The sequence below is a fragment of the Zoogloea sp. genome (genome assembly GCF_028693495.1).
GTDB lineage: Bacteria > Pseudomonadota > Gammaproteobacteria > Burkholderiales > Rhodocyclaceae > Zoogloea.
In genome coordinates, this window is sequence record NZ_JAQUVG010000062.1 from 1 (window position 1) to 20,797 (window position 20,797).

17 protein-coding genes and 1 pseudogene are annotated in these 20,797 nt (G+C 61.7%); 16 read left to right on the plus strand and 2 right to left on the minus strand.

What is annotated here, in order from left to right:
• Nucleotides 1-182: 182 nt before the first annotated feature.
• From PHD22_RS11045 to PHD22_RS11105, 13 genes and pseudogenes are all read left to right on the plus strand, one after another.
• Nucleotides 183-323: a glycine zipper 2TM domain-containing protein gene (locus tag PHD22_RS11045; protein ID WP_366520725.1), complete on the plus strand. Its 141-nt coding sequence runs from the start codon at nucleotides 183-185 to the stop codon at nucleotides 321-323.
• Between the two features lie 296 nt (nucleotides 324-619).
• Nucleotides 620-1,182 (plus strand): annotated as a pseudogene (locus PHD22_RS11050) (transposase); the annotation flags it as partial.
• 874 nt (nucleotides 1,183-2,056) lie between these two features.
• Complete coding sequence (rsmB, locus tag PHD22_RS11055; protein ID WP_299866430.1) at nucleotides 2,057-3,367, plus strand: 16S rRNA (cytosine(967)-C(5))-methyltransferase RsmB; 1,311 nt, start codon at nucleotides 2,057-2,059, stop codon at nucleotides 3,365-3,367.
• The gene (locus PHD22_RS11060) at nucleotides 3,351-3,941 is read left to right on the plus strand and encodes a DUF4390 domain-containing protein (RefSeq protein WP_299866433.1); all 591 of its coding nucleotides are present in this window, start codon (nucleotides 3,351-3,353) and stop codon (nucleotides 3,939-3,941) included. The genes rsmB and PHD22_RS11060 overlap by 17 nt, the downstream gene beginning before the upstream one ends.
• The gene (locus PHD22_RS11065) at nucleotides 3,938-6,067 is read left to right on the plus strand and encodes an ATP-binding protein (RefSeq protein ID WP_299866436.1); all 2,130 of its coding nucleotides are present in this window, start codon (nucleotides 3,938-3,940) and stop codon (nucleotides 6,065-6,067) included. The genes PHD22_RS11060 and PHD22_RS11065 overlap by 4 nt, the downstream gene beginning before the upstream one ends.
• The gene (locus PHD22_RS11070; protein ID WP_299866439.1) at nucleotides 6,060-7,310 is read left to right on the plus strand and encodes a response regulator; all 1,251 of its coding nucleotides are present in this window, start codon (nucleotides 6,060-6,062) and stop codon (nucleotides 7,308-7,310) included. The genes PHD22_RS11065 and PHD22_RS11070 overlap by 8 nt, the downstream gene beginning before the upstream one ends.
• Before the next feature lie 17 nt (nucleotides 7,311-7,327).
• Nucleotides 7,328-8,755: a Trk system potassium transporter TrkA gene (trkA, locus tag PHD22_RS11075; protein ID WP_299866442.1), complete on the plus strand. Its 1,428-nt coding sequence runs from the start codon at nucleotides 7,328-7,330 to the stop codon at nucleotides 8,753-8,755.
• Nucleotides 8,755-10,212 (plus strand): potassium transporter TrkG, encoded by a 1,458-nt coding sequence (locus tag PHD22_RS11080; RefSeq protein ID WP_299866445.1) that lies wholly within the window; start codon nucleotides 8,755-8,757, stop codon nucleotides 10,210-10,212. The genes trkA and PHD22_RS11080 overlap by 1 nt, the downstream gene beginning before the upstream one ends.
• 90 nt (nucleotides 10,213-10,302) lie before the next feature.
• Nucleotides 10,303-11,376, plus strand: a complete 1,074-nt coding sequence (gene hemE / locus PHD22_RS11085) for a uroporphyrinogen decarboxylase (RefSeq protein ID WP_299866448.1) — start codon at nucleotides 10,303-10,305, stop codon at nucleotides 11,374-11,376.
• Nucleotides 11,377-11,799: 423 nt separating this feature from the next.
• The gene (locus PHD22_RS11090) at nucleotides 11,800-13,992 is read left to right on the plus strand and encodes a primosomal protein N' (RefSeq protein ID WP_299866451.1); all 2,193 of its coding nucleotides are present in this window, start codon (nucleotides 11,800-11,802) and stop codon (nucleotides 13,990-13,992) included.
• A 136-nt stretch (nucleotides 13,993-14,128) separates the two neighbouring features.
• Nucleotides 14,129-14,410, plus strand: coding sequence for an amine oxidase (locus tag PHD22_RS11095; protein WP_299866454.1), 282 nt, complete (start codon nucleotides 14,129-14,131; stop codon nucleotides 14,408-14,410).
• A 253-nt stretch (nucleotides 14,411-14,663) separates the two neighbouring features.
• Nucleotides 14,664-14,912 carry a hypothetical protein gene (locus PHD22_RS11100; RefSeq protein WP_299866457.1) on the plus strand — a complete coding sequence of 83 codons (249 nt, stop codon included), beginning with the start codon at nucleotides 14,664-14,666 and terminating at the stop codon, nucleotides 14,910-14,912.
• A complete protein-coding gene (locus tag PHD22_RS11105; protein WP_299866460.1) occupies nucleotides 14,896-16,200 on the plus strand; it encodes a DUF2325 domain-containing protein in 1,305 nt (434 codons plus the stop codon). Before PHD22_RS11100 ends, PHD22_RS11105 begins: the two co-directional genes overlap by 17 nt.
• A gap of 7 nt (nucleotides 16,201-16,207) precedes the next feature.
• Here the strand turns inward: PHD22_RS11105 and PHD22_RS11110 are convergent, their stop codons facing one another.
• Nucleotides 16,208-17,440 (minus strand): MFS transporter, encoded by a 1,233-nt coding sequence (locus PHD22_RS11110; RefSeq protein WP_299866463.1) that lies wholly within the window; start codon nucleotides 17,438-17,440, stop codon nucleotides 16,208-16,210.
• Between the two features lie 319 nt (nucleotides 17,441-17,759).
• Here PHD22_RS11110 and PHD22_RS11115 point away from each other — a divergent pair, with 319 nt between their 5' ends.
• From PHD22_RS11115 to PHD22_RS11125, 3 genes are read left to right on the plus strand one after another with little or no spacing between them, the layout of a single operon-like run.
• Nucleotides 17,760-18,125: a response regulator gene (locus PHD22_RS11115; protein WP_299866466.1), complete on the plus strand. Its 366-nt coding sequence runs from the start codon at nucleotides 17,760-17,762 to the stop codon at nucleotides 18,123-18,125.
• 4 nt (nucleotides 18,126-18,129) lie between these two features.
• On the plus strand, nucleotides 18,130-18,774 hold the full coding sequence (locus PHD22_RS11120) for a hypothetical protein (RefSeq protein ID WP_299866469.1): 645 nt from the start codon (nucleotides 18,130-18,132) through the stop codon (nucleotides 18,772-18,774).
• On the plus strand, nucleotides 18,771-20,102 hold the full coding sequence (locus PHD22_RS11125; RefSeq protein ID WP_299866471.1) for a GGDEF domain-containing protein: 1,332 nt from the start codon (nucleotides 18,771-18,773) through the stop codon (nucleotides 20,100-20,102). Before PHD22_RS11120 ends, PHD22_RS11125 begins: the two co-directional genes overlap by 4 nt.
• Before the next feature lie 11 nt (nucleotides 20,103-20,113).
• Here PHD22_RS11125 and PHD22_RS11130 read toward each other — a convergent pair.
• A partial coding sequence (locus PHD22_RS11130; protein WP_299866474.1) for a nitronate monooxygenase occupies nucleotides 20,114-20,797 on the minus strand: 684 nt, incomplete at its 5' end.

Here is a 20,797-nt window from a genome sequence, read left to right on the forward strand (position 1 = left end):
CGCTCTCTCCTGCTGACTCGCAGGCCCGGATGCTGCTCTCTTGCTTCCTTCATGACGCCTCCTGGTGTGCGTTCAGGGGGTCAATTCTTCCTGTCGCCAGGGGGTCAATTTAATGTGTCGTCTGACAGACCATCCCCCTTATTGCCCTGACGGCCGCCCTCACCTTCTCCGGGTGTGCCAACATGAATGCCCAGCAAAAGAACACTGCCATCGGCGCAGCCATTGGTGGCGTTGCAGGGTCGGTTCTGACAGGCGGCAGTACCTCGGGAACCGTCGGAGGTGCCGCCGTTGGTGGCGTGATCGGCAATCAGATCAAGAAATAGATCTCCAACACCTGCCAGCCTTTCCCAAAGACACCCGTTGCCCGGCTTGCCGGGCTTTTTTTCGTTGCTTTATCAACTCTGGCTTCGACGACTCAAGCGACGCAGGGAACTGCCCCCTACTACGCGGGTTGATGAACGGTTGATGCAGGGGCAGTTGGAGCATGGGTCGAGGATGGAAGTGGCGGTAATCACATCGCCAAAGACCACGCCCCATTCAGATACGGTGCAGTTGCTGTGATGAGGAAGCGCCAAACTCATAGCACCGCGGCATCAGTTGGAAGGCACGCCTTCGGCGCGAAGCCACCTACCTGAAGGTACGCGAGGCTGGCTGGATCGTCTCGGTGGCCACCATAATCGCCATAGGTGCGAACACCGACAAACGACGCGAAATGCTGGGCATACAGGTCGGCGCCTCCGAGGCCGAACCGTTCTGGACGGAGTTCCTGCGTAGTCTCACGCGACGCGGACCGCACGGCGTCAAACGGGTGATCTCCGATGCCCACGAGGGGCTCAAAGCCGCCGTGCGCAAGGTGATCTCGACCAACTGGCAGCGCTGTCGGGTACTCTTCATGCGCCATGTGCTCGTGCACGCGCCGGCCGGGCAACGCCATGTCGTCTCCGCCCTAGTAGCAACAATCTTTGCCCAAACCACCGAGCGCGCAGCCCGCGACCAATGGCGCACGGTCGCGGACCAGTTGCGCGAGCGCTCCCCGAACGAGGCTTCAATCTATCGTCTCGTGGGCGCCTGGCTGCTCGAGCAGAACGACGAATGGGCACTGCAGCGGCGTTACATGACGCTGGAAGGGCTCGCCGAAGTTGGTGACCATCCAACGTCAGCCTGCCTGTGGTCGCAGCCTGACATGTGCTCCTGCCATACCGGAGATGCGATGACCCGCTGACTGCTTCTGCTGACGTTTCTCACACCACATCCCGGGACACGATCCTCTGCTGCCAATGTTCACTTATGACTGTCCTGATGACTCCTCATGGCATGTATCAGGGGGGGAGTGCATGAATGTGTCGTCTGACATAGAGCGCTGACTGAGTGCGCAATCGGGAGCCCTGTTCTGCTCAAGATCGGAGCCGCCGGTCATGCACACTCCACCGTGCGCTGATTCAGCGAAGCCCCGATAAGCACGGGTCCGGATTCATCCCACGGAACCAGAAATGCCCGGTCCTGGAATCAGTCGGCCAGTCGGATCAGCATTGAGGGTGCCAAGGGAGGCTGACAAATCTAGGCGTTCTTGACCGAAGCTTGTTCTGTTGTTTCACGTGAAACAGCGTTCAGGCTTAGGCAGACCCTATCACCACATGCCTCCCCAATGACGCTTCGCATTCAGGGGAGTGTTTCACGTGGAACATATTTCACTCCCCGGTCCAGGAACATTCACCTTGTCGGGCCGGGCCGGCAATCCCCTCCTCCGAACAGGTGCTTGCCAACCATGGGATAATGCCGCTCTAGCCCCGGCTTCCCCTTTTAACGAAAGGCAGGCCATTGCGCCGGCGAGTGCCTGCGCTTTAAGGGAGCCCCTGATGCAGCTCGTACTCATTCCGTTCGATGGTGACTCCTGGCTGCTGCAACTCCGAACGGCACGCAAGATCAGGATTTTGCGCAACGGGAAGCACGCTACCGGAAACGTAAAACTTGAAAACCACAGCGACTAGACTCTGTCCGTTCATTTTTCTGCATAGATCTCATCCAACTAGATAAGAGTTGCCCTTACCCCTCACCTATGAATTTTCTGCACGCTCCTCCTGGCGCCCTTCCCGAGGACAGCCTTGCCCATGCCCTTCTTGTCAGCGCCGAGTTGATCGCCGAAGTGGTGGATGGCGGCACCTTGACCGACGGCCTTGCCCGTCTGTGGGTCACCTGGCCAAACACCTCCGCAGCGACCCGCGGCGCAATTCTGGATCTCTCTTACAGCACCCTGCGCGACTATGGCCGACAGGATTTCATCCTCGGAAAGCTGCTTCAAAAACCACTACCGGAACCCGTCCAGTCTCTTCTCCGGGTTGCACTCCATCGCTTGAATGCCCGTCCGGATACGGCTCACACCGTCGTTGATCAGGCAGTGACCGCCGCGGCAACCGTGCTTGGAGGCAACTTCAAGGGAGTGGTCAATGGCGTCCTGCGCAACGCCCTGCGCCAGAGCGTCGCGCTTGAGCAGGCTGCCGATACGGATATGGTTGCCGAGTTCCGACATCCTCCCTGGTGGATTCGCCGCCTGCGCAAGCAGTATCCGGAGGACTGGCGCGGCATCCTGCAGGCTGGCAACACCCACCCTCCTATGGCTCTCCGGATCAATCTCCTGCGGAGCAGCGAAGCCGAAGCGCTGGATGATTTCGCTACGGCAGGGCTGGCCGTGCGTCGCCTGGCGCCAGGAACGCTCCTGCTGGATCGACCGCTACCCGTAACGCGGATCCCTGGCTTTGCCGAAGGCTGCATCAGTGTCCAGGATGCCGGGGCCCAGCATGCAGCCCGCTACCTGGATCTCGATGATGGCCAGCACGTTCTGGATGCCTGTGCAGCCCCCGGAGGCAAGACAGCTCATATTCTCGAGAGCGCTGACGTGGACCTGATCGCCCTGGATAGCGAGGTCCATCGCAGCCGCCGCATCACTGAAAACCTGGAGCGTCTGGGTCTCACTGCTCAGGTCAAGGTGGCCGACTGCCGCAATCTGGACCGCTGGTGGGATGGCCGCCCCTTCGACCGGATTCTCGCCGATGTTCCCTGCTCCGCCTCCGGTGTCGTCCGCCGCAACCCGGACATCAAATGGCTGCGCCGCTCCGAAGACATCACCCGTTTCGTGACCCTTCAGGCCGAGATCATCGATGCCCTGTGGCAGACCCTCGCACCGGGTGGCAAAATGCTTTACGCGACTTGCTCGGTATTTGCTGAAGAGAACCAGGACCAGATGGCCCGGTTCGCCACGCGCCACGCTGACTGCCGGCGCGAGCCCATCGGAGGTCAGTTCGACTGCCAGTACCTACCCTGCGCCGACCATGACGGATTCTTCTACGCCCTGCTTGAAAAAACCGCCTGAGCGCCGCCAGTTTCTGAGAAGTGCCTTTTCCCTGGCCATCCTCGCCGGACTGGGCCGATCCTCTGGGGTCAGAGCTGCAGAGGCGGAAATCCGTAATGTCTCGATCTACGCCAGCGATGACCTGTACATCCTGAACGCAGATGTGGTTGCGGAACTCACGCCCCTGCTGGCCGACGCAGTCAGCCGCGGCGTCTCCCTGTACTTCGTCACCGAGTTCGAACTGAGCGCGTCCCGGTGGTACTGGCTGGACGAAGAAGTCGTCAGCAAGCTACTGACCTATCGCCTCTCCTACCACTCCCTGACCCGGCAGTACCGTCTGACCTCAGGTGCTCTCCATCAGACTTTCCCCAGCCTGGAGGACGCTCTGCGCACGATGCTGCGCATCCGGAACTGGGGAATCACCGATCGCAACACACTCCGCATGGGGCGCAGCTACAACGCAGCACTACGCTTCCGGCTAGACGTGGGTGAACTACCCAAGCCACTCCAGGTCAGCGCCTTTGGGCGCAAGGACTGGAATCTGTCCTCCGAGTGGTACCGGTGGACCTTTGTGGCTGGACGGGAAATCAAATGAGACCGACTGCCATTGTGGTTGCTGCCGCAGCCGCGGGAATCCTGCTGTTCCTGCTGGCCACAGCCAGTGCGAATACCCCCCTGTTTGCCCGCAACTACACCTTGCTCCTGGTACTCAATGGAGCCATCACCATCGGACTGGCCAGCCTGGTATTCGTCCAGTTGCGCAGCCTGTGGCAGGAGTACCAGGCCCGCCGCTTTGGCTCTCGTCTCAAACTGCGCCTGATGACCATTTTTGCCGCAATGGCCGTGGTGCCGGGTGTTCTGGTGTACGCCGTATCCTTGCAGTTCGCGGTCAAGAGTATCGAGTCCTGGTTCAATGTGCGGGTAGACACTGCCCTCGAAAGCGGGCTACAGCTGGGCCGTACCGCCCTCGACATGCTGCTGGACCAACTCGCCCTCAAGGCCGAACGGGCCGCTCAGGAACTGGAAACGGCTCCGCAGATACGCTCTCCCCTGCTGGACCAACTGCGGGAACAGGCTGGGGCTGAATCCGCTAGCGTCTTCACTGCAAACGGGAAACTGGTGGCCACTGCCGACACCCAGCTGGACAAGCTACTCCCCGAACAGCCTGACGCAACCCAGCTGAAGGAGGCCCGCCACCAGGCCCACGGCTACCGCAGCATTGAAGGGCATGCGGCAGAGGGTCTGATGCTGCGGGTCATCGTACCCATTCCCGCCCGTCGCCTTGGCGAGCCCCAGCTCCTGCAATTGATTCAGGAAGTTCCCCGTTCCTTTGCCATGCATACCGAAAGCGTGGAAACCGTGCATCGGGACTATCAGGAACTGTCCATCGCCCGCAATGGCCTGAAACGCATCTATACCCTGACACTCACCCTGACCCTGCTGCTGGCCCTGTTCTCTGCCGTGGCCATCGCCTTCGTTCTGACCCGGCGCCTGGCAGCCCCCCTCTTCATCCTGGCGGAGGGGACCCAGGCCGTGGCTGCGGGCGATTTCTCCCCTCGCCAGGCGCTGCCTGCCCGGGACGAACTGGGGATACTGACCCAGTCTTTCAACCAGATGACCCGCCAGCTGGAAGACGCCCGGGCCCAGGCGGACGCCAACCGTGCCGCGGTCGAGCGCAACCGTGCTTACCTGGAAGGCGTGCTGGCCAATCTGTCGGCCGGTGTTCTGGCTTTCTCGCCGGACGGTCACCTGCGTGCCGCCAATCACGGCGCCATCACAGTCCTGAACGATCCCCTGGATGGCTACGAACGGCAGCGTCTGGACGAATGGCAGGAACACCATGCCTTTCGGGACGCCCTCCTGGAAGGCTTTAATGGCAACGAGCCAGACTGGCATCGGCAGATCGAGTTTTCCAATCCGGATGGCAGCACCCAGACCCTGCTCCTCCACGGCACACGCCTGCCCAGCGATACCGGAGGCGGCTGGGTGGTGGTCTTCGACGACATCACCCACCTGATCGCAGCTCAGCGCACTGCCGCCTGGGCCGAAGTGGCCCGCCGCCTGGCCCACGAAATCAAGAATCCCCTGACGCCTATCCAGCTCTCAGCCGAACGTCTGCAGTTCAAGCTGGCCGACCGCCTGGACCAGGAGGGCCGGGAGATGCTTGAGCGCTCCACCAACACCATCGTGAATCAGGTGGAGGCCATGAAAAATCTGGTCAATGCCTTCCGTGATTATGCCCGCCTGCCTGCACCCAGCATGGCGGATGTGGACCTGAATGCCTTGGTACGGGATGTCCTCGGCCTCTACGAGAGCTCCAGAATCATGGTTCACGCCGAACTGGCCACCGACCTTCCCTTGATCCAGGCTGACCCGACCCAGATCCGCCAGGTGATACACAACCTGCTGCAGAATGCTGAAGACGCAGCCGGCGACCAGGATCATCCAGAAATCACCCTGTTGACCCGGAGCGATGCCCGCCGGGTAGACTTGGTGCTTCGCGACAACGGACCTGGCTTTCCGCCCGAGATCTTGTCCCGGGCCTTCGAGCCTTATGTGACGACCAAAACCCGTGGTACCGGTCTCGGGCTGGCCATCGTAAAAAAAATCATTGACGAACACGAAGGCGAGATCCGCCTCGCCAACCGTGAAGCAGGAGGAGCGGAAATCCGCATCCGCCTGCGTAGCGCTCCCCATTCAGAGTCCCCGCTTCATGGCTAAAATCCTCATCGTTGACGACGAAGTCGGCATCCGCGAACTCCTCTCCGAAATCCTTCGGGATGAAGGTCACGACATCATTCTTGCCGAAAATGCGACCGCGGCGCGGGCTGCCCGTAACGCGGCCCGCCCCGATCTGGTGCTGCTCGACATCTGGATGCCCGACACCGATGGAGTCAGTCTGCTCAAGGAATGGTCTGCAAACGGCCAGCTGACCATGCCCGTGGTGATGATGTCAGGCCATGGCACCATCGACACCGCCGTGGAAGCCACCCGGATCGGTGCCCTGGAATTTCTCGAAAAACCCATCGCCCTGCAAAAATTGCTGTCCGCCGTCAAACGCGGCCTGGCCCGGATCAAGCCAACCCATGCCCCGAGCCCTCTGGGACTGGGAGCCTTCGCCCGCTCAGCCCCCCTGCGCGATCTGCGCAAGCGGCTCGAGCAGATGGCCGACAAATCTCGCAGCATTCTGCTGCGTGTCGGGCCGGGAAGTCTCGCCGAATTATGTGCCCGCACCCTCCAGCGGGTGGGGAGCCCGTGGCTGGATCTATCCCTGTCCGCCCAACCCCTGGAGCTCAGCACTCTGGAAGGTGCCCGTAACGGCCTGCTATTCGTACCCGAGCTCATTTATCTGTCCCGCCCCCAGCAAAAAAATCTGGTCTTTGCCATGGACCGCCTGGAACGCCACGGCCAGTCCCTGGTGGTAGCCACCGAACACCGTCCTGAAGAACTGATCACCCAGGGCTGGGATGAGCGTGTTCTCACCCGTCTCTTCGAAGTCTCCCTGGCCCCTCCCTCCCTGGGCGAAATCCGCGACGAGATCCCCGAAATTGCAAGCCAGATCCTGCTGCACTTCGTCGAAGCCGGCGAGGTACCCCAGCGGAAACTCTCCTCTGCTGCACTCAACGCCCTGCGCAACCAGAACTGGGCGGGGGGCTACGGTGAGCTGAAAGCCACGATCAAGTCGCTGGCTCTGGGCACCCTGGAAGAAGAGATCGGTCTGGACGACGTTGCCCACCTGCTGGTGAAAATTCCTCCCGCAGCCGTAGGCCTGCCTCTGGATCTGCCCCTGCGGGAAGCACGCGAGATTTTCGAGCGGATGTACTTCGAACATCACCTGCAGATGGACGGGGGCAACATGACACGACTGGCTGAAAAAACCGGTCTGGAGCGTACCCACCTGTATCGCAAACTCAAACAGCTGGGTATCAGCGTCGGACGCAAGCACGACGACAGCCAGCCCTGACGTCCCGGGGGACCCCCTTGAAGATCATCATTCTCGGTGCCGGACAGGTGGGCACCTCGGTCGCGGAAAGCCTGCTGTCCGAATCCAATGACATCACCGTGGTGGATAACGATGTGGAGAACCTGTACACCCTGCAGGAACGCCTGGATCTGCGGGTTGTTACCGGCAATGCCGCGTCACCCTCCATCCTTGAAGCGGCCGGCGCCCCGGATGCTGACCTGCTGATCGCGGTCACCCAGTCGGATCAGACCAACCTGTGCGCCTGCAAGACCGCCAAGACCCTGTTCAATGTCCCGACCCGCATTGCCCGTCTGCGCTCCGCCGACTACGCTGACCACCCGGAACTCCTTAACGAAAACAACTTCGCGGTGGACCACTCAATCTGCCCCGAACAGATTGTTACCGAGTACATCTCGAAACTGATCGAATTTCCGGAAGCGCTGCAGGTGCTGGAGTTCGCCATGGGGATGGTCACGATGATTGCCGTCAAGGCTTTCGACGGTGGCCTGCTGGTGGGCAAGCCCCTCAAGACCATGCCTCAGCGCCTGCCCAATGTCGAAGCCCGGGTTGCCGCAATCTTCCGCCGCGAACAGCCCATCGCACCAACGGGGGACACGGTCATCGAGAGTGGCGACGAGGTCTTCCTGATCGCAGCCACCACCCACATCCGCAAGGTGATGAGTGAACTGCGTCGGATGGACCAGCCCATCCGGCGGGTCATCATCGCAGGGGGAGGAAACATCGGCTACCGCCTGGCCAAGGCCATCGAGGGCAGCGTCAAGGTCAAGCTGATCGAGCAGAACAGGAACCGGGCCGAATTCCTGGCCGGCAAGCTGGAGCACGCGCTGGTGCTGCGTGGTGACGGCACGGACGAAGCCCTTCTGGAAACCGAGGGTATCGAAGGCACCGACATGTTCCTCGCCCTGACCAACGACGAAGAAGACAACATCATGTCTGCCTCCCTGGCCAAACAGATGGGCGCCCGCCGCACCCTGGCCCTGATCAACCGACGCTCCTACGTGGATCTGGTCCAGGGGGGGCACATCGATATCGCCATCTCCCCTGCCCAGACCTCCATCGGCCAGTTGCTGGCCCGGGTTCGCCGCGGAGATGTGGCCGCCGTTCACAGCCTGCGTCGTGGCGCTGCCGAAGCCCTGGAGGTGGTGGCCCACGGAGATGCCAAGCACTGCAAGGTGATCGGCCGCAAAATCGAAGAAATCGATCTACCCGAGGGCACCACCATCGCCGCGATTGTCCGCCCCACCGGGCACAGCCGTACCGAATACCGGGAGCTGATTCCCTACGAGGTGCCCATTCACGAAGTGATCATTGCCCACCATGACACGGTGATCCGGGCCGAAGACCACGTGATCGTTTTCTGCACCAACAAAAAATTGGTCAGTAAGGTCGAAAAGCTGTTCCAGGTTGGCTGGGGGTTCTTCTGATGGACGGCTTGTTGCCCGTCGCCAACGTACTGGGCCGACTGCTGTCGATCTTTAGCCTGGCTTACCTGATGCCCATCGTGGCGGCCCTCATCTACGACGATGGCACCATCCACGAGTTCGTCGCAGCCATGGTCGTCTCCCTGGGGTTGGGCTTCTTCCTGTACGGAATGACCCGTACCCACTACCGGGAGCTGAAGCCAAGGGATGGCTTCCTGCTGGTGTCCACAGTGTGGGTGCTGATCGCCACCATCGCCACGCTGCCCCTGCTCCTGGTGTACGACACCATGAGCTTCACTGACGCTTTCTTCGAAGCCATGTCGGCTCTCACCACCACCGGCGCCACGGTGATGACCGATCTGGACAATGCACCACCGGCCATCAACCTCTGGCGTCATGAGCTCAACTGGCTGGGAGGGATGGGCATCCTGGTGCTGGCCGTCGCCGTTCTCCCCATGCTCGGGGTCGGTGGCATGCAACTCTACAAGGCCGAAATTCCCGGCCCCATGAAGGATTCCAAGCTCACCGCGCGCATCACCGACACAGCCAAGGCGCTCTGGCTGATTTACGTCAGCCTGACCGTGCTCTGCGCCCTGCTGCTCAAACAGACGGGCATGAGCTGGCTGGACGCCATCTGCCATGCCTTTTCCGGCATGTCCCTGGGAGGATTGTCCACACGGGATGCGGGCATCAGTGCCTTTGACGACCCCATGGTCGAGATCATCCTGATGGTTTTCATGATCATCGCCGCCATCAATTTCTCCAGCCATTTTCTGGCGGTCCAGCGGCGCAGCCTGATGGTCTATCTACGGGACGTCGAAGCCCGGGGCATGTTCACGCTGATCGGTCTCTCCATTGTCGCCCTCACCCTGGACCTCTGGCTGGACGGTACCTACGACAATCTCCTGGAGGCACTCCGCCACGTCTCGTTCAATGTGGTCTCCATCGGCCTCTCCTGCGGCTTCGCCAGTCAGGATTACGAAAAATGGTCGATCTTCGCCCCCCTCTGGATGCTCTTCCTGGCCAACATCACTGCCTGCTCCGGCTCCACTGGTGGCGGCATCAAGATGATCCGTACCCTGATCCTCGCCAAGCAGGCTAACCGGGAACTGACCCGACTGATCCACCCGGCTGTGGTCAACCCGGTCAAGCTGGGCAACAACCCCATTCCCAACCAGGTGGTGATGGCCGTGCTCGGCTTCATCTTCCTGTATTTCATGAGCGTGGTGGGACTGACCTTCGTGATGATGTTCAGCGGGCTCGACTTCCTCAGCTCCCTGAGCGCCATCGTTGGCAGCTTCACCAACGTGGGCCCTGGCCTGGGTCAGGTCGGCCCCTCCGGAAATTATTCGGCTCTGACCGACTTCCAGACCTGGGTTTGCAGTTTCACGATGCTGCTGGGACGCCTGGAAGTTCTCTCCCTGGCCGTGATCTTCACGCCCCAGTTCTGGCAGAAATAAGCCTTCTTGCCCTGCCTCGTCCACCCCGGGGCGGCAAATGTCGGATAATCCTGCCTTTGCCGCCCTGCGCGGCCCAGCCGAGGATTTCCTGTGAGCCGTCCGAAGAACGACACCTTCCTGCGCGCCCTGCTGCGCCAGCCCACTGAATACACCCCGCTCTGGCTGATGCGTCAGGCCGGACGCTATCTGCCCGAGTACCGGGAAACCCGCAAACGGGCAGGCAGTTTCCTCGACCTGTGCAAAAGTCCTGGCCTGGCCTGCGAAGTCACCCTGCAGCCCCTGGCCCGTTACAACCTGGATGCGGCCATCCTGTTTTCCGACATCCTCACCGTACCCGACGCCATGGGCCTGGGCCTGTACTTCGCGGAAGGGGAAGGGCCCAAGTTCGAGCGCCCCCTGAAGGAAGAATGGGAAATCCGTAATCTGGCGGTACCCGACCCCAACCTCGAACTCGGCTACGTCATGGACGCCGTCAGGGAAATCCGCCGGGCCCTTGATAACTCCGTTCCACTGATCGGCTTTTCAGGCAGTCCCTGGACCCTTGCCTGCTACATGGTCGAAGGCGGCGGCTCCGACGATTACCGCAAGGTCAAGGCACTGCTCTACAGCCGCCCGGACCTGATGCATCACATCCTGGAGGTGACCACCCGGGCCGTCACTGCCTACCTCAATGCCCAGATTGAAGCCGGTGCCCAGGCCGTGATGATCTTCGACTCCTGGGGTGGCGTCCTGGCCCACGGAGCCTACAAGGAATTCTCCCTCGCCTACATCCGCAGGATCATCGCCGGCCTGACCCGCGAGAAGGACGGAGAGAAAATCCCCTGCATCGTCTTCACCAAGGGGGGCGGTCTGTGGCTTGCCGACATCGCCGACAGCGGCACCGATGCCGTCGGCCTCGACTGGACGGTGGACATCGGAGCCGCCCGTCAGGCGGTGGGCCACAGGGTCGCACTCCAGGGCAACCTGGATCCCGCAGTCCTGTTCGGCACGCCAGAAGCCGTTGCCGCTGAGGCCCGGAAGGTTCTTGATGCCTTTGGTCCCCATAACGGCCACGTCTTCAACCTGGGGCACGGCATCTCCCAGTTCACACCCCCGGAGAACGTCACAGTCCTGGTGAACACTGTGCACGAGCACAGCCGGGCGCTCAAGCAACAGCGGGGATAAAGCGCCCCCAGCACCCTGCTTCAAGGCCGGCCATGGACCCGCCTTGAAGTTTCAGTTGTCTGGATGAAGGTCTGCGTCAAGCATAAAATTTTCCTGCCGGGGCTTGACTTGTACACAGGACAAGGTTGCGTTTCAGTTTTGTTTCGAAATACCAGGACGTCTGCTTAAGAATCAACAAACTATTGATTTTATTGAGTTAAAAAAACGCTCAAAAAATAGGCAGGGCAGGAAAAACCCCGCTCCAAGGCTCCACTGCCGACCTTTCCAGCAACTATTCCACAAAGTTATCCACAGATTGTGTGGACAACAGAACCCCCTTCGGAGCGCCAAGAGCTTCACCCCCTGCACAAGCCGTGATCTCATCAAAACACCGTAAACTGTTGATGGATCATCCTTTGTGCTTCGAGTCAGCCCACCGCATCCATGACAGCCTCGATTGTCCGCGTCGCGCTCCCCATCCCGCTGCCCCAGACCTTTGATTACACGGCAGAAGGCCTGTCCCCGGATGATCTGGGGCGATGCGTTCGGGTTCCTTTCGGACGAGGAGAGAAGACTGGACTGATCGTAGCCCTGCCCCAAATCTCCGATCTTCCCGAAGGATTCCCTCTCGAGCGCCTGAAGCCAGTCATCGCAATCCAACGGGAAGCCCCTGCTCTCCCCCCCGACTGGCTGGCTCTGGTGGACTTCACAGCCCGCTACTATCAGCATCCCCTGGGTGAGGTGGTCGCCATGGCCCTTCCCCCTCGCCTGCGCCGGGCCGACCCGGTTGCTGGTACCGAGAGCGACCCCCTCCTCATCCTGAGTGCCGAAGGCCAGGCTGCCCTGACTGCCAGCAAACGGGAAAGCCGCGCCCTTGCCTTGCTGCGCCAGCTGACCAACAGCGGTCCTGTCCGGCGCTCCCTTCTGAACGAAGCAGCCGGTGGCAGCAGCGCCGTTACCGATGCCCTCAGGCGGGGCTGGATCACCCCAGGCGCAGCGACCAATCCTGCAGCCATGGCTGGAGCCCCTGGCCTCACCGCCGAACAGGAGGCTGCCGTCACAGCCCTCTCCACTCGCTTCGGGCAGTTTCAACCCTTCCTGCTGTTCGGTGTCACCGGCTCCGGCAAGACCGAGGTCTATCTGCGTCTCGTCCAGCGAGTGATCGCCACGGGAGGACAAGCGCTCATCCTGGTCCCCGAGATCGCCCTTACCCCCCAGCTGGAAGGCCGCGTAGCAGGTCGCTTCCCCGCTGCCCGGGTGGTCAGCCTGCACTCAGGACTGGCTGAGGGCGCCCGCTCCCAGGGCTTCGTCCAGGCCATGGAAGGACGGGCAGACATCGTGCTCGGGACACGGCTGTCGGTCTTCACGCCACTCCCCCACCTCGGGCTGATCGTGGTGGACGAGGAGCACGACGCCAGCTACAAGCAGCATGAAGGGGTTCGCTACAACGCCCGCGACCTGGCCATCTGGCGCGCCCGCCAGCGCAGCGTCCCCATCGTGCTGGGATCGGCCACCCCCTCCCTGGAAAGCTGGCACGCTGCAGCTAGCGGTCGTTATCAACGGGTGGACCTGAGCAACCGGGCCGTTGCCGCAACCCTGCCCACGGTCAGGCCCGTGGACATCCGGCGGGAAAAGCTCCAGAACGGTCTGTCAGAACACCTCCTGCGCGCCATCGAAGCCCGCCTGAAGCGCCAGGAACAAAGCCTGATCTTCCTCAATCGCCGGGGCTATGCGCCTGTACTGTCCTGCCCTTCCTGCGGTTGGGTCAGCCGCTGCCCCCATTGCACCGCCAACATGGTTCTGCATCTGGCTGACAAACGCCTGCGCTGCCACCACTGCAGTTACGAGGCGGGCATTCCCCTGGCGTGCCCTGATTGCGGCGACCAGGATATCCAGCCCTTCGGCCGGGGCACCCAGCGCCTGGAGGAAACCCTCGGCGAACGCTTCCCCGACGCCCGGGTGCTGCGGGTGGACCGGGACGCCGCACGTACCCGCAGGCAGTGGGATGCCCTCCTCGATCAGATCAGCCGGGGCGAAGCAGACATCCTGGTGGGCACTCAGATGATGGCCAAAGGCCACGACTTTCCACGATTGACTTTTGTCGGCGTGCTCAACGCCGACTCCTCCCTGTTCGCGGCCGACTACCGGGCACCGGAAAGACTGTTTCAGCAACTGATGCAGGTGGGTGGCCGGGCTGGCAGGGGCGAGCTGCCCGGAGCTGTGATGGTCCAGACCCAGTACCCGGATCACCCCCTCTACAAATGCCTGGAGAGTCACGACTTCAACCGCTATGCCAGCATCCAGCTGGAAGAGCGGAAACAGGCCCACTTTCCCCCCTTCGCCGCCAACGCACTGCTGTGTGCCACTGCCAGCGAAGTGGCCGCAGCCCTCGACTGGCTCAGGGCGGCCCGGGAGTTGGCCGTGCCTCTGGCCCAGGCTTTTGGCGTACAGGTATTCGACCCGGTTCCCATGCGCATGCTGCGCCTGGCACGACGGGAACGGGCCCAACTGCTGGTGGAAGCCGGTTCCCGGCCTGTCCTGCAGGGCTTCCTGACCGAATGGCACCAACGCCTGTGGAGCCTGCGCCCTCCGAAGGATCTCCGCTGGCATCTGGATGTGGACCCCGCCGAGGTCTGACCCGTAACCACCTTGTTACAGACCCACAAAGGCTTACATCTCCCCTGCCAACCGGATCCCACGACCTCGCGTTGATCTCCGCAAGGGCAGGCAATCAGGTCTTGCCCCAACCCCAAGCCTCTCAAGGAGCATACGCATGCTGAATAAGATCGCCATCCTCACCCTTACCGCCGGTTTCGCCTCCGCCTCCTTCGCCCAGGTCACCCCGGCAGTCCCTGCCACTCCGGCTGCTGCAGCTGCCGTCGAGAAGAAGGTTGAAGCAGTCAAGGCCCCGGAGGCCGCCGACAAAGCCGCCAGGGTGCATGAGAAAGCCAAGCCCAAATCCGACAAAGTGAAGAAGGCTGGCAAGGAAAAGGCCGAGAAAACCGCTGAAGCCGCAACTCCGGCAACCCCCGCTGCACCTGCAGCCGTCAAGTAAGTCAGCATCCCCTCCCCACAACGGGGCGTCTCCGGCATGACCGGGCACGCCCCGGCTGTCCGTGTCAGGCTGCCACTGCTGCACAGCCTCAAGCTGGCAGAAGACGATGTGATCGTCCTGACCCGCAGCATCGACCGATGCCGTGCCTTGGGAAACTGCTTGAGATCAATTTAAGTAATAGTTCTCATTTATTTTTAAAGCCGATAGATATATATTGATAATCATTCTCAAGCGAGACCACCAGGATGATTCCATGAACCCGATCCTCGAGCCTCGGCCCGCTATCTCTCCCATCCCTGCCAGCCTGTGGGCGGGGGCACTCAGCCAGTTGCTCAGCTATGACGAGACCGGCTGCCCTCATGCAGCCCGCCGGGCCGCCGACATGCTGGACCGCCTGGCAGCCAGTCCAGCCGTGGATGGAGAACTGCGAAATCTCTGCGAACGGGCAGCCCAGCGACTGGATCTGAACGGCAACGGGGGCGGGCATGTGCGGCACCTATGATCCCAAGGGAACGGGCGATCTGCAGTCCCTGTTGCGCAGCGAATACGCCGATGCCCTGGTGACCATCAGCCTGCCCGGTCCAGGTGGGCCTAGGCCGGCCCGGCGGCTTCGCATCTGGGACCTGGACGACAAACTGCACTGCCCCATCATCGGGACCTGCATCAGCCTCGATGAACTTCAACGGTTTGCGCGACGCTTCCAGTTTGCCAGTCCAACGGATGACGATTTCACCGTCCACGTGGAAGCCGTGGGTCTGGTCCGGCAGCGTAATCCATTTTCCGAAGCCCTTCAGCGCCATCTGGAAAAGAAGTTCAAGCTTTCCATTGACCGCTTCAGCAAGCTGAAGCTGGATGCCGAAATCCGCCAGCACTGGTCCGACTCCTGCGCTCGGGGTGAGGTGGCCGGCCCCCTCTGGGCCGTCTGTACCCACAAGGCTGCGTCGGCGGCCACCCGCCAGCAGGCCTATCGTGACATTCACATGCTGTCCCACCAGGTAGGCGCAGGTCAGGCTGCCGATACCAGGCGGCTGACCCACCTAGAAAAGGAGAATGCTGAACTCAAGGAGGGGCTGAAACGGGAACTCGCCGCCCTGCGGCGCCAGCTCGTGGCAGCAGAAGCCGGTCTCGCGGAAAAGGATGCTGCCATCCACAGGGCCAGCCAGCTGGAAAACCGCTTGCAACGCTTCGAATCCGGCCAGGTGATGATAGAGACAGGACAACGCCTGCTGGCGCTTCAGGCTTCCCATGAAAAACTTATAGCCATCTCCATCCGCAGCCAGGAACAGGAACGGCAGCTCCGCGAAATCCGGGATGAAAACCAGCGGCTGCTGGCGGAACGGGATGCAGCCGTCGCCGACCGGCACGCACTGGAAGAACTGTTTCAGTCACTGGAAGCTCCCCCGCCCTGCGAACCTGGAGATAATCCTGATGATTGTGCCGGCTGCCCCTCGGCACTCAGCACCCGGTGCATACTCTACGTGGGCGGACGAACTTCCCTTCTGGCCCAATACCGGCAGTTGGCCACCCGCCTGGGCATCCACCTGATCCACCACGATGGTGGGCAGGAAGAATCTCTGTCACGTCTGCCGGAAATGATCATCGGCGCAGATGCGGTAGTCTGCCCTACCGACCGGATCAGCCATAACGCCTACTACCACGTGAAATCCCACTGCAAACGGGTCGGCAAACCATGCCTGTTTTACAAGGGAAGCGGAGTCTCCAGCTTTGCTGCAGCCATGGCAAGGCTGAGCCGGGGGGAGTTCAGCGTGGCGGGGAGCGAGACAGATTGACGGCCCCTCAAGCGTGGGGCTGAAAACGCCCGGCCCGGGCCAAGGGGACAAAGCTGCAGACCTGGGCTCCCAACAGGATCAGGAACGCCACCCGCAGAGAGGCCGCGCCATCCATTCCACCGGCACGGAGACCATCCAGTAGCCCGCCCAGGCCCCACTGGACCACAAAAGCACCCACAAAGGCCATGAGGTTGATGCTGGTCGTGACCCTTCCGCTCAAGTGCAGGGGAAACAAGCCCGCTACCACCCCGTACATCTGGGCCCCGGTTGCAGATACGATGCCCAGCGCCCACCACAGGGGGAGCGTCGGCCCCACTTCGGCGATGATCAGCCCCTCCACCACCATGGTCAGGAACAACCCGCCCTGCATCAGGCGGAGGGGTGTGATGCCCCTCGCCGCCAGCTTTGTCGCCCAGGCGCCGATGGACAACTGCCCCGCCAGCATGCCCAGATTGAGCCAGAACAAGTGGTCAGCGGCCCCCGCCCGGCTGTAGCCATTTACTTCCATCAGCCACGGCACTGCCCACAGCCCCTGCAAGGCCATGAAGCCACCGGTGAAAAAGGCAGATTGTCCCGAAAAACTCCAGAACCGGCCCGCCGCCAACACCTCCTTAACGCCTTTCAGGGCGTGCTGCAAATCGCCCCCGCCATGACTCCCCTCCTTGTCTGGCATGACAAAGAAGATCAGCGCTGCGACACCTGCAGCCAGGGCTGCCACCAGCCAGAAAGCACCTCGCCAGCCCAGGAAGGGCAACGCCGCCGCCAGGGGTGCCGAAGCCGTCACTGCACCCAAGGCACCGCTCGCCATGATGAAGCCCGTCATGGAGGCCATCTTTTCCCGGGGAAACCACAGGATGAAACCCTTGAGACCAGCCATCAAACAGGCCGCCACCCCCAGCCCGATCAAACCACGGGCACTCGCCAGGGTCGGCAGGCTGTCACCGGTTGCGAACAATACGCTTCCCAGGGCAGTAATCAGCAGCAGAACAGCCTCCACCCGCCGCGGGCCATAGCGGTCAAGGGCGATTCCTACCGGGATCTGGGCTAACCCGAAGGCAAAAAAATAGGTGCTGGTCAGCAGACCCAGGTCAGCAGCACTCAGGCCCAGCTCACTGGTCAGATCTGGTGAGATCACGGCATTGACCGTGCGCAACAGGTAGGAAAGATAGTACCCCAGGGCAAACGGCAGGAAGATCCGGCTCACCAGGAAGAGGGGTGACAGGGGAGGCGAGGCTTGCATGGGCAGGTGAGAGCAGGTTCAAGGTGAGCCTGGAGCTTACCGGCTCGGAGCAGCAGATGGCACACCGGTAAGGGTAAGCCCGTAGGCCGACATCGCCCCAACCAGTGGCCCTCCGGACAATATCCACCAAGGACTTGCGGTCGAGTGAAAGAGCATCTGCAGCCCTTCGAAAGGCGCCATTCCGGCCTCGGGATCCACTCGAAGTCTTTGTAACAGAGCGCTACAACCCCTCCTCCGCACACATTCTTTGTGCATAATTTAACTATAGTTTGTACAGGACAAAACGTTAAAATAATTGCACCATTGTCATGATTTCATCATGCCTTCAGCCACCACCCTCTTGCTTGTAGACGACAGCCGCGCTTCGCGCATGCTGTGCGCCGCCCTCCTTCGCCATCTGCGCCCCGAACTCGAGATCATCGAAGCGGGTGATGGCGATTCAGCCCTCGAGCGGCTGGCAACCGTCAGCCCTGCCTTGGCCGTTCTTGACATGAACATGCCTGGCATGTCCGGACTGGAACTGGCGGAGCTGATCTCCAACACCAACCCGACCATCCGCCTGGCCCTCCTTACAGCCAACGTCCAGGAATCCATCCAGCGTCGTGCGGCTGAAATGGGTGTCCGTTTTTTCCGGAAACCGGTCACCGAGTCCGTGCTCAAGGACGTCCTGGCGCTGCTGGACTGACTCGATGCGGCGCTTCACCGACCTTGAAATGGACGCCCTCAGCGAGGCTTTCAACCTCGCCCTGGGGGAAGCTGCGGCCACCTTTGCCGCGATCGTCAGGGAAGAGATCGAACTCTCGGTCCCGACCATTGAACTCCTCAGCCGGGACGAACTGATCATCCGCCTCGAAGATACCCAGCCTGGTGGAGAAAGTGGCCGACTGTGCCGGATCAATCAGCACTTCGAAGCAGACGTCGGCTTTCAGACCGATGCCCTGCTGCTCTTCCCGGAATACGGTAGCCTGGAAATCGTACGCCGCATGCTGGGTGATGAAACGCCCGTGGAACATATCACCGAGCTGGAACAGGATGCCCTCGGCGAAATCGGCAACATCATCATCAACAGCTGCATGAGCTGCCTGGCCAACCTGCTCGGTACAAGCCTCCGCGGCTCCCTTCCACGGGTCCAGTCCCACAGCCCCCGCGATCTGCTCAACGACAAGCCTTCCAGCGACGTGATCCTGGTCGCACGGATCAGCATGAGCATGTCTGCGCACAATCTGCGGGGCTTCGTGCTGTTCATCATGGATATCCCTTCCATCGAGAATTTCATGGCGGAAATTTCACGGCTGTTTCAGCTCCCCACCGGCCAGGAGGCCCCATCTCCATGACCGACTGCTGCCACTACCTGCCCGACAGCATCGATCTGGGACTGATCTTGCTGGACGATGACGGCCGCATCCAGGTATGGAATCACTGGATCGCGGAACGAGTGAGGCTGGAGAGCCACCAGGTTACAGGCAGGACCCTTGAAGAATCCCTGGGCAGCAACCTGGATCCACGCTTGGCGCTCGTCGTGCGCGAGGCCCTCGATTTTGGCTGGTCAGCCCGCCTGTCCCATGCGCTCCACCCGCTGCCGCTTCCCCTCTATCCTCCCGGAGCTCCCGGCAACGAACGGATCAAGCAATCCATCGACATCACCCCCATGGTCATCGACGACCAGCGTCATTGCCTGCTACAGGTCAGGGACGTGACCGAAACCGTCCGCCGGGAAGCCCTTCTGAAACATCAGGCCCGCCAGCTCCGCAACGACCTGCAACGTCTCTCCCAGGCCCAGGACGAGTTGCAACGCAGCGAAATGCGCTTCCGGGAACTGACCCGCCTGGCCCCTGCGGGCTTGTTCGAGGCCAATCTCCGGGGGCGCCTCACCTTTCTCAATGAGCGGGGCGAAGAGATTCTCGGGCACCTACGGCTGCATCTGCCGGATATTCCCTGGACCGATCTTCTGTCCGGCCTTGAAAAGGACCGCATCACCGACGCCTGGCGACTGGCCGCAGAGTCCGGCACCCGCTTTGCCGAAGACTTCCGCTACACCCATCCCGATGGCCGGTTTGCCTGGATTCGTGCCGAAGCCGGTCCGGTGCGGGACAGCGAAGGAAATCTGAACGGTTTCATCGGCACCCTGATGGATGTGACCGAATTCCATGAGCGGGCAACCCGCAACGAATTTCGGGCCAACCACGACGGCCTGACCTCCCTGCTCAACCGGGACCGCTTCGAACGTCACCTCCGGGCTGCCGTCAGTGGCGCCCGGGAAGTATCCGACCGCCTGGCCCTGCTGTTCATCGATCTGGACGGCTTCAAGGGCATCAATGACGGCCACGGACATCCGGCGGGCGACACCGTACTCAAGACGGTGGCCGGACGGATCCGGCGGGTGCTGCGCAGCGACGACCTGGTCGCTCGCTACGGGGGAGACGAATTCGCAGTGCTGATCAGGGGCATCGGAGACGAAGCAACCCTGGGCGCCATCATCGGCAAATTGGGGCAGACCATTGCGCTGCCCATCAACCTGGGCCACCGCCACGTACGGGTGGGCTGCTCGATCGGCCTGGCCATCTACCCCGAGCATGGCAGCGACCCGACCAGCCTGCTGCATCACGCAGACCAGGCGATGTACCGGGCCAAACGCGGACGGAACCCCTCGCCCGCCGGCTGATCAGCCCGGAATCATCCCTGCAGTGCCGGGCTGACCGCCAACCCGCAAGCCACCCGGTATTCCGCCACGAGACGATCGCACAGGACCTTCACCGGCGGTGCGTCATGGATCGTGGCCACACCATGCCCCGCGCTCCAGACATCCCGCCAGGCCCTGGCCTCATCGGACAGGGACTTCAGCCTGCCCTTGCCAACCCCCTGCACCAGTGCCTCCCGCCGATGTCCCGCTTTTTCCAGGCTCGGCCAAAGGAAATTGGCATTGGTACCGGAAATCGCATCCGTATAAACGATGTCTCCCGCACCGGATGCCAAAATCATCTGCTTGTAGTCTTCCTGGGCTTGCGCCTCCCGGGTGGCAATGAAACGGGTCCCCATATAGGCCAGATCGGCTCCCAGCACCTCAGCGGCGCGCACACTCTGGCCGTCGGAAATGGCCCCACCCAGCACCAGCATGCCATCCCAGAACTCCCGGATCTCCCGCACCAGGCTGAAAGGGTTCTGGGTGCCCGCGTGACCACCCGCACCACCTGCCACCGCGATGATGCCATCCACCCCGGCAGCGGCAGCCTTGCGGGCGTGATAGGCATGAATCACATCGGAAAACACCAGGCCACCATAGGCGTGCACCTCCTTGACCACCTCCTCCGGATTTCCGAGGCTGGTGATGACAAAAGGCACTTGATGCCGGCAGAGGAG

Bases quoted from the DNA above. Each gene is read 5' to 3' on its own strand.
- PHD22_RS11125 (WP_299866471.1), top strand. From the start codon at position 18,771: ATGACCGACTGCTGCCACTACCTGCCCGACAGCATCGATCTGGGACTG.
- PHD22_RS11090 (WP_299866451.1), top strand. From the start codon at position 11,800: ATGACAGCCTCGATTGTCCGCGTCGCGCTCCCCATCCCGCTGCCCCAG.
- PHD22_RS11070 (WP_299866439.1), top strand. From the start codon at position 6,060: ATGGCTAAAATCCTCATCGTTGACGACGAAGTCGGCATCCGCGAACTC.
- PHD22_RS11115 (WP_299866466.1), top strand. From the start codon at position 17,760: ATGCCTTCAGCCACCACCCTCTTGCTTGTAGACGACAGCCGCGCTTCG.
- PHD22_RS11065 (WP_299866436.1), top strand. From the start codon at position 3,938: ATGAGACCGACTGCCATTGTGGTTGCTGCCGCAGCCGCGGGAATCCTG.
- PHD22_RS11100 (WP_299866457.1), top strand. From the start codon at position 14,664: ATGAACCCGATCCTCGAGCCTCGGCCCGCTATCTCTCCCATCCCTGCC.
- rsmB (WP_299866430.1), top strand. From the start codon at position 2,057: ATGAATTTTCTGCACGCTCCTCCTGGCGCCCTTCCCGAGGACAGCCTT.
- PHD22_RS11110 (WP_299866463.1), bottom strand. From the start codon at position 17,440: ATGCAAGCCTCGCCTCCCCTGTCACCCCTCTTCCTGGTGAGCCGGATC.
- PHD22_RS11045 (WP_366520725.1), top strand. From the start codon at position 183: ATGAATGCCCAGCAAAAGAACACTGCCATCGGCGCAGCCATTGGTGGC.
- PHD22_RS11120 (WP_299866469.1), top strand. From the start codon at position 18,130: ATGCGGCGCTTCACCGACCTTGAAATGGACGCCCTCAGCGAGGCTTTC.
- PHD22_RS11095 (WP_299866454.1), top strand. From the start codon at position 14,129: ATGCTGAATAAGATCGCCATCCTCACCCTTACCGCCGGTTTCGCCTCC.
- PHD22_RS11105 (WP_299866460.1), top strand. From the start codon at position 14,896: ATGTGCGGCACCTATGATCCCAAGGGAACGGGCGATCTGCAGTCCCTG.
- PHD22_RS11080 (WP_299866445.1), top strand. From the start codon at position 8,755: ATGGACGGCTTGTTGCCCGTCGCCAACGTACTGGGCCGACTGCTGTCG.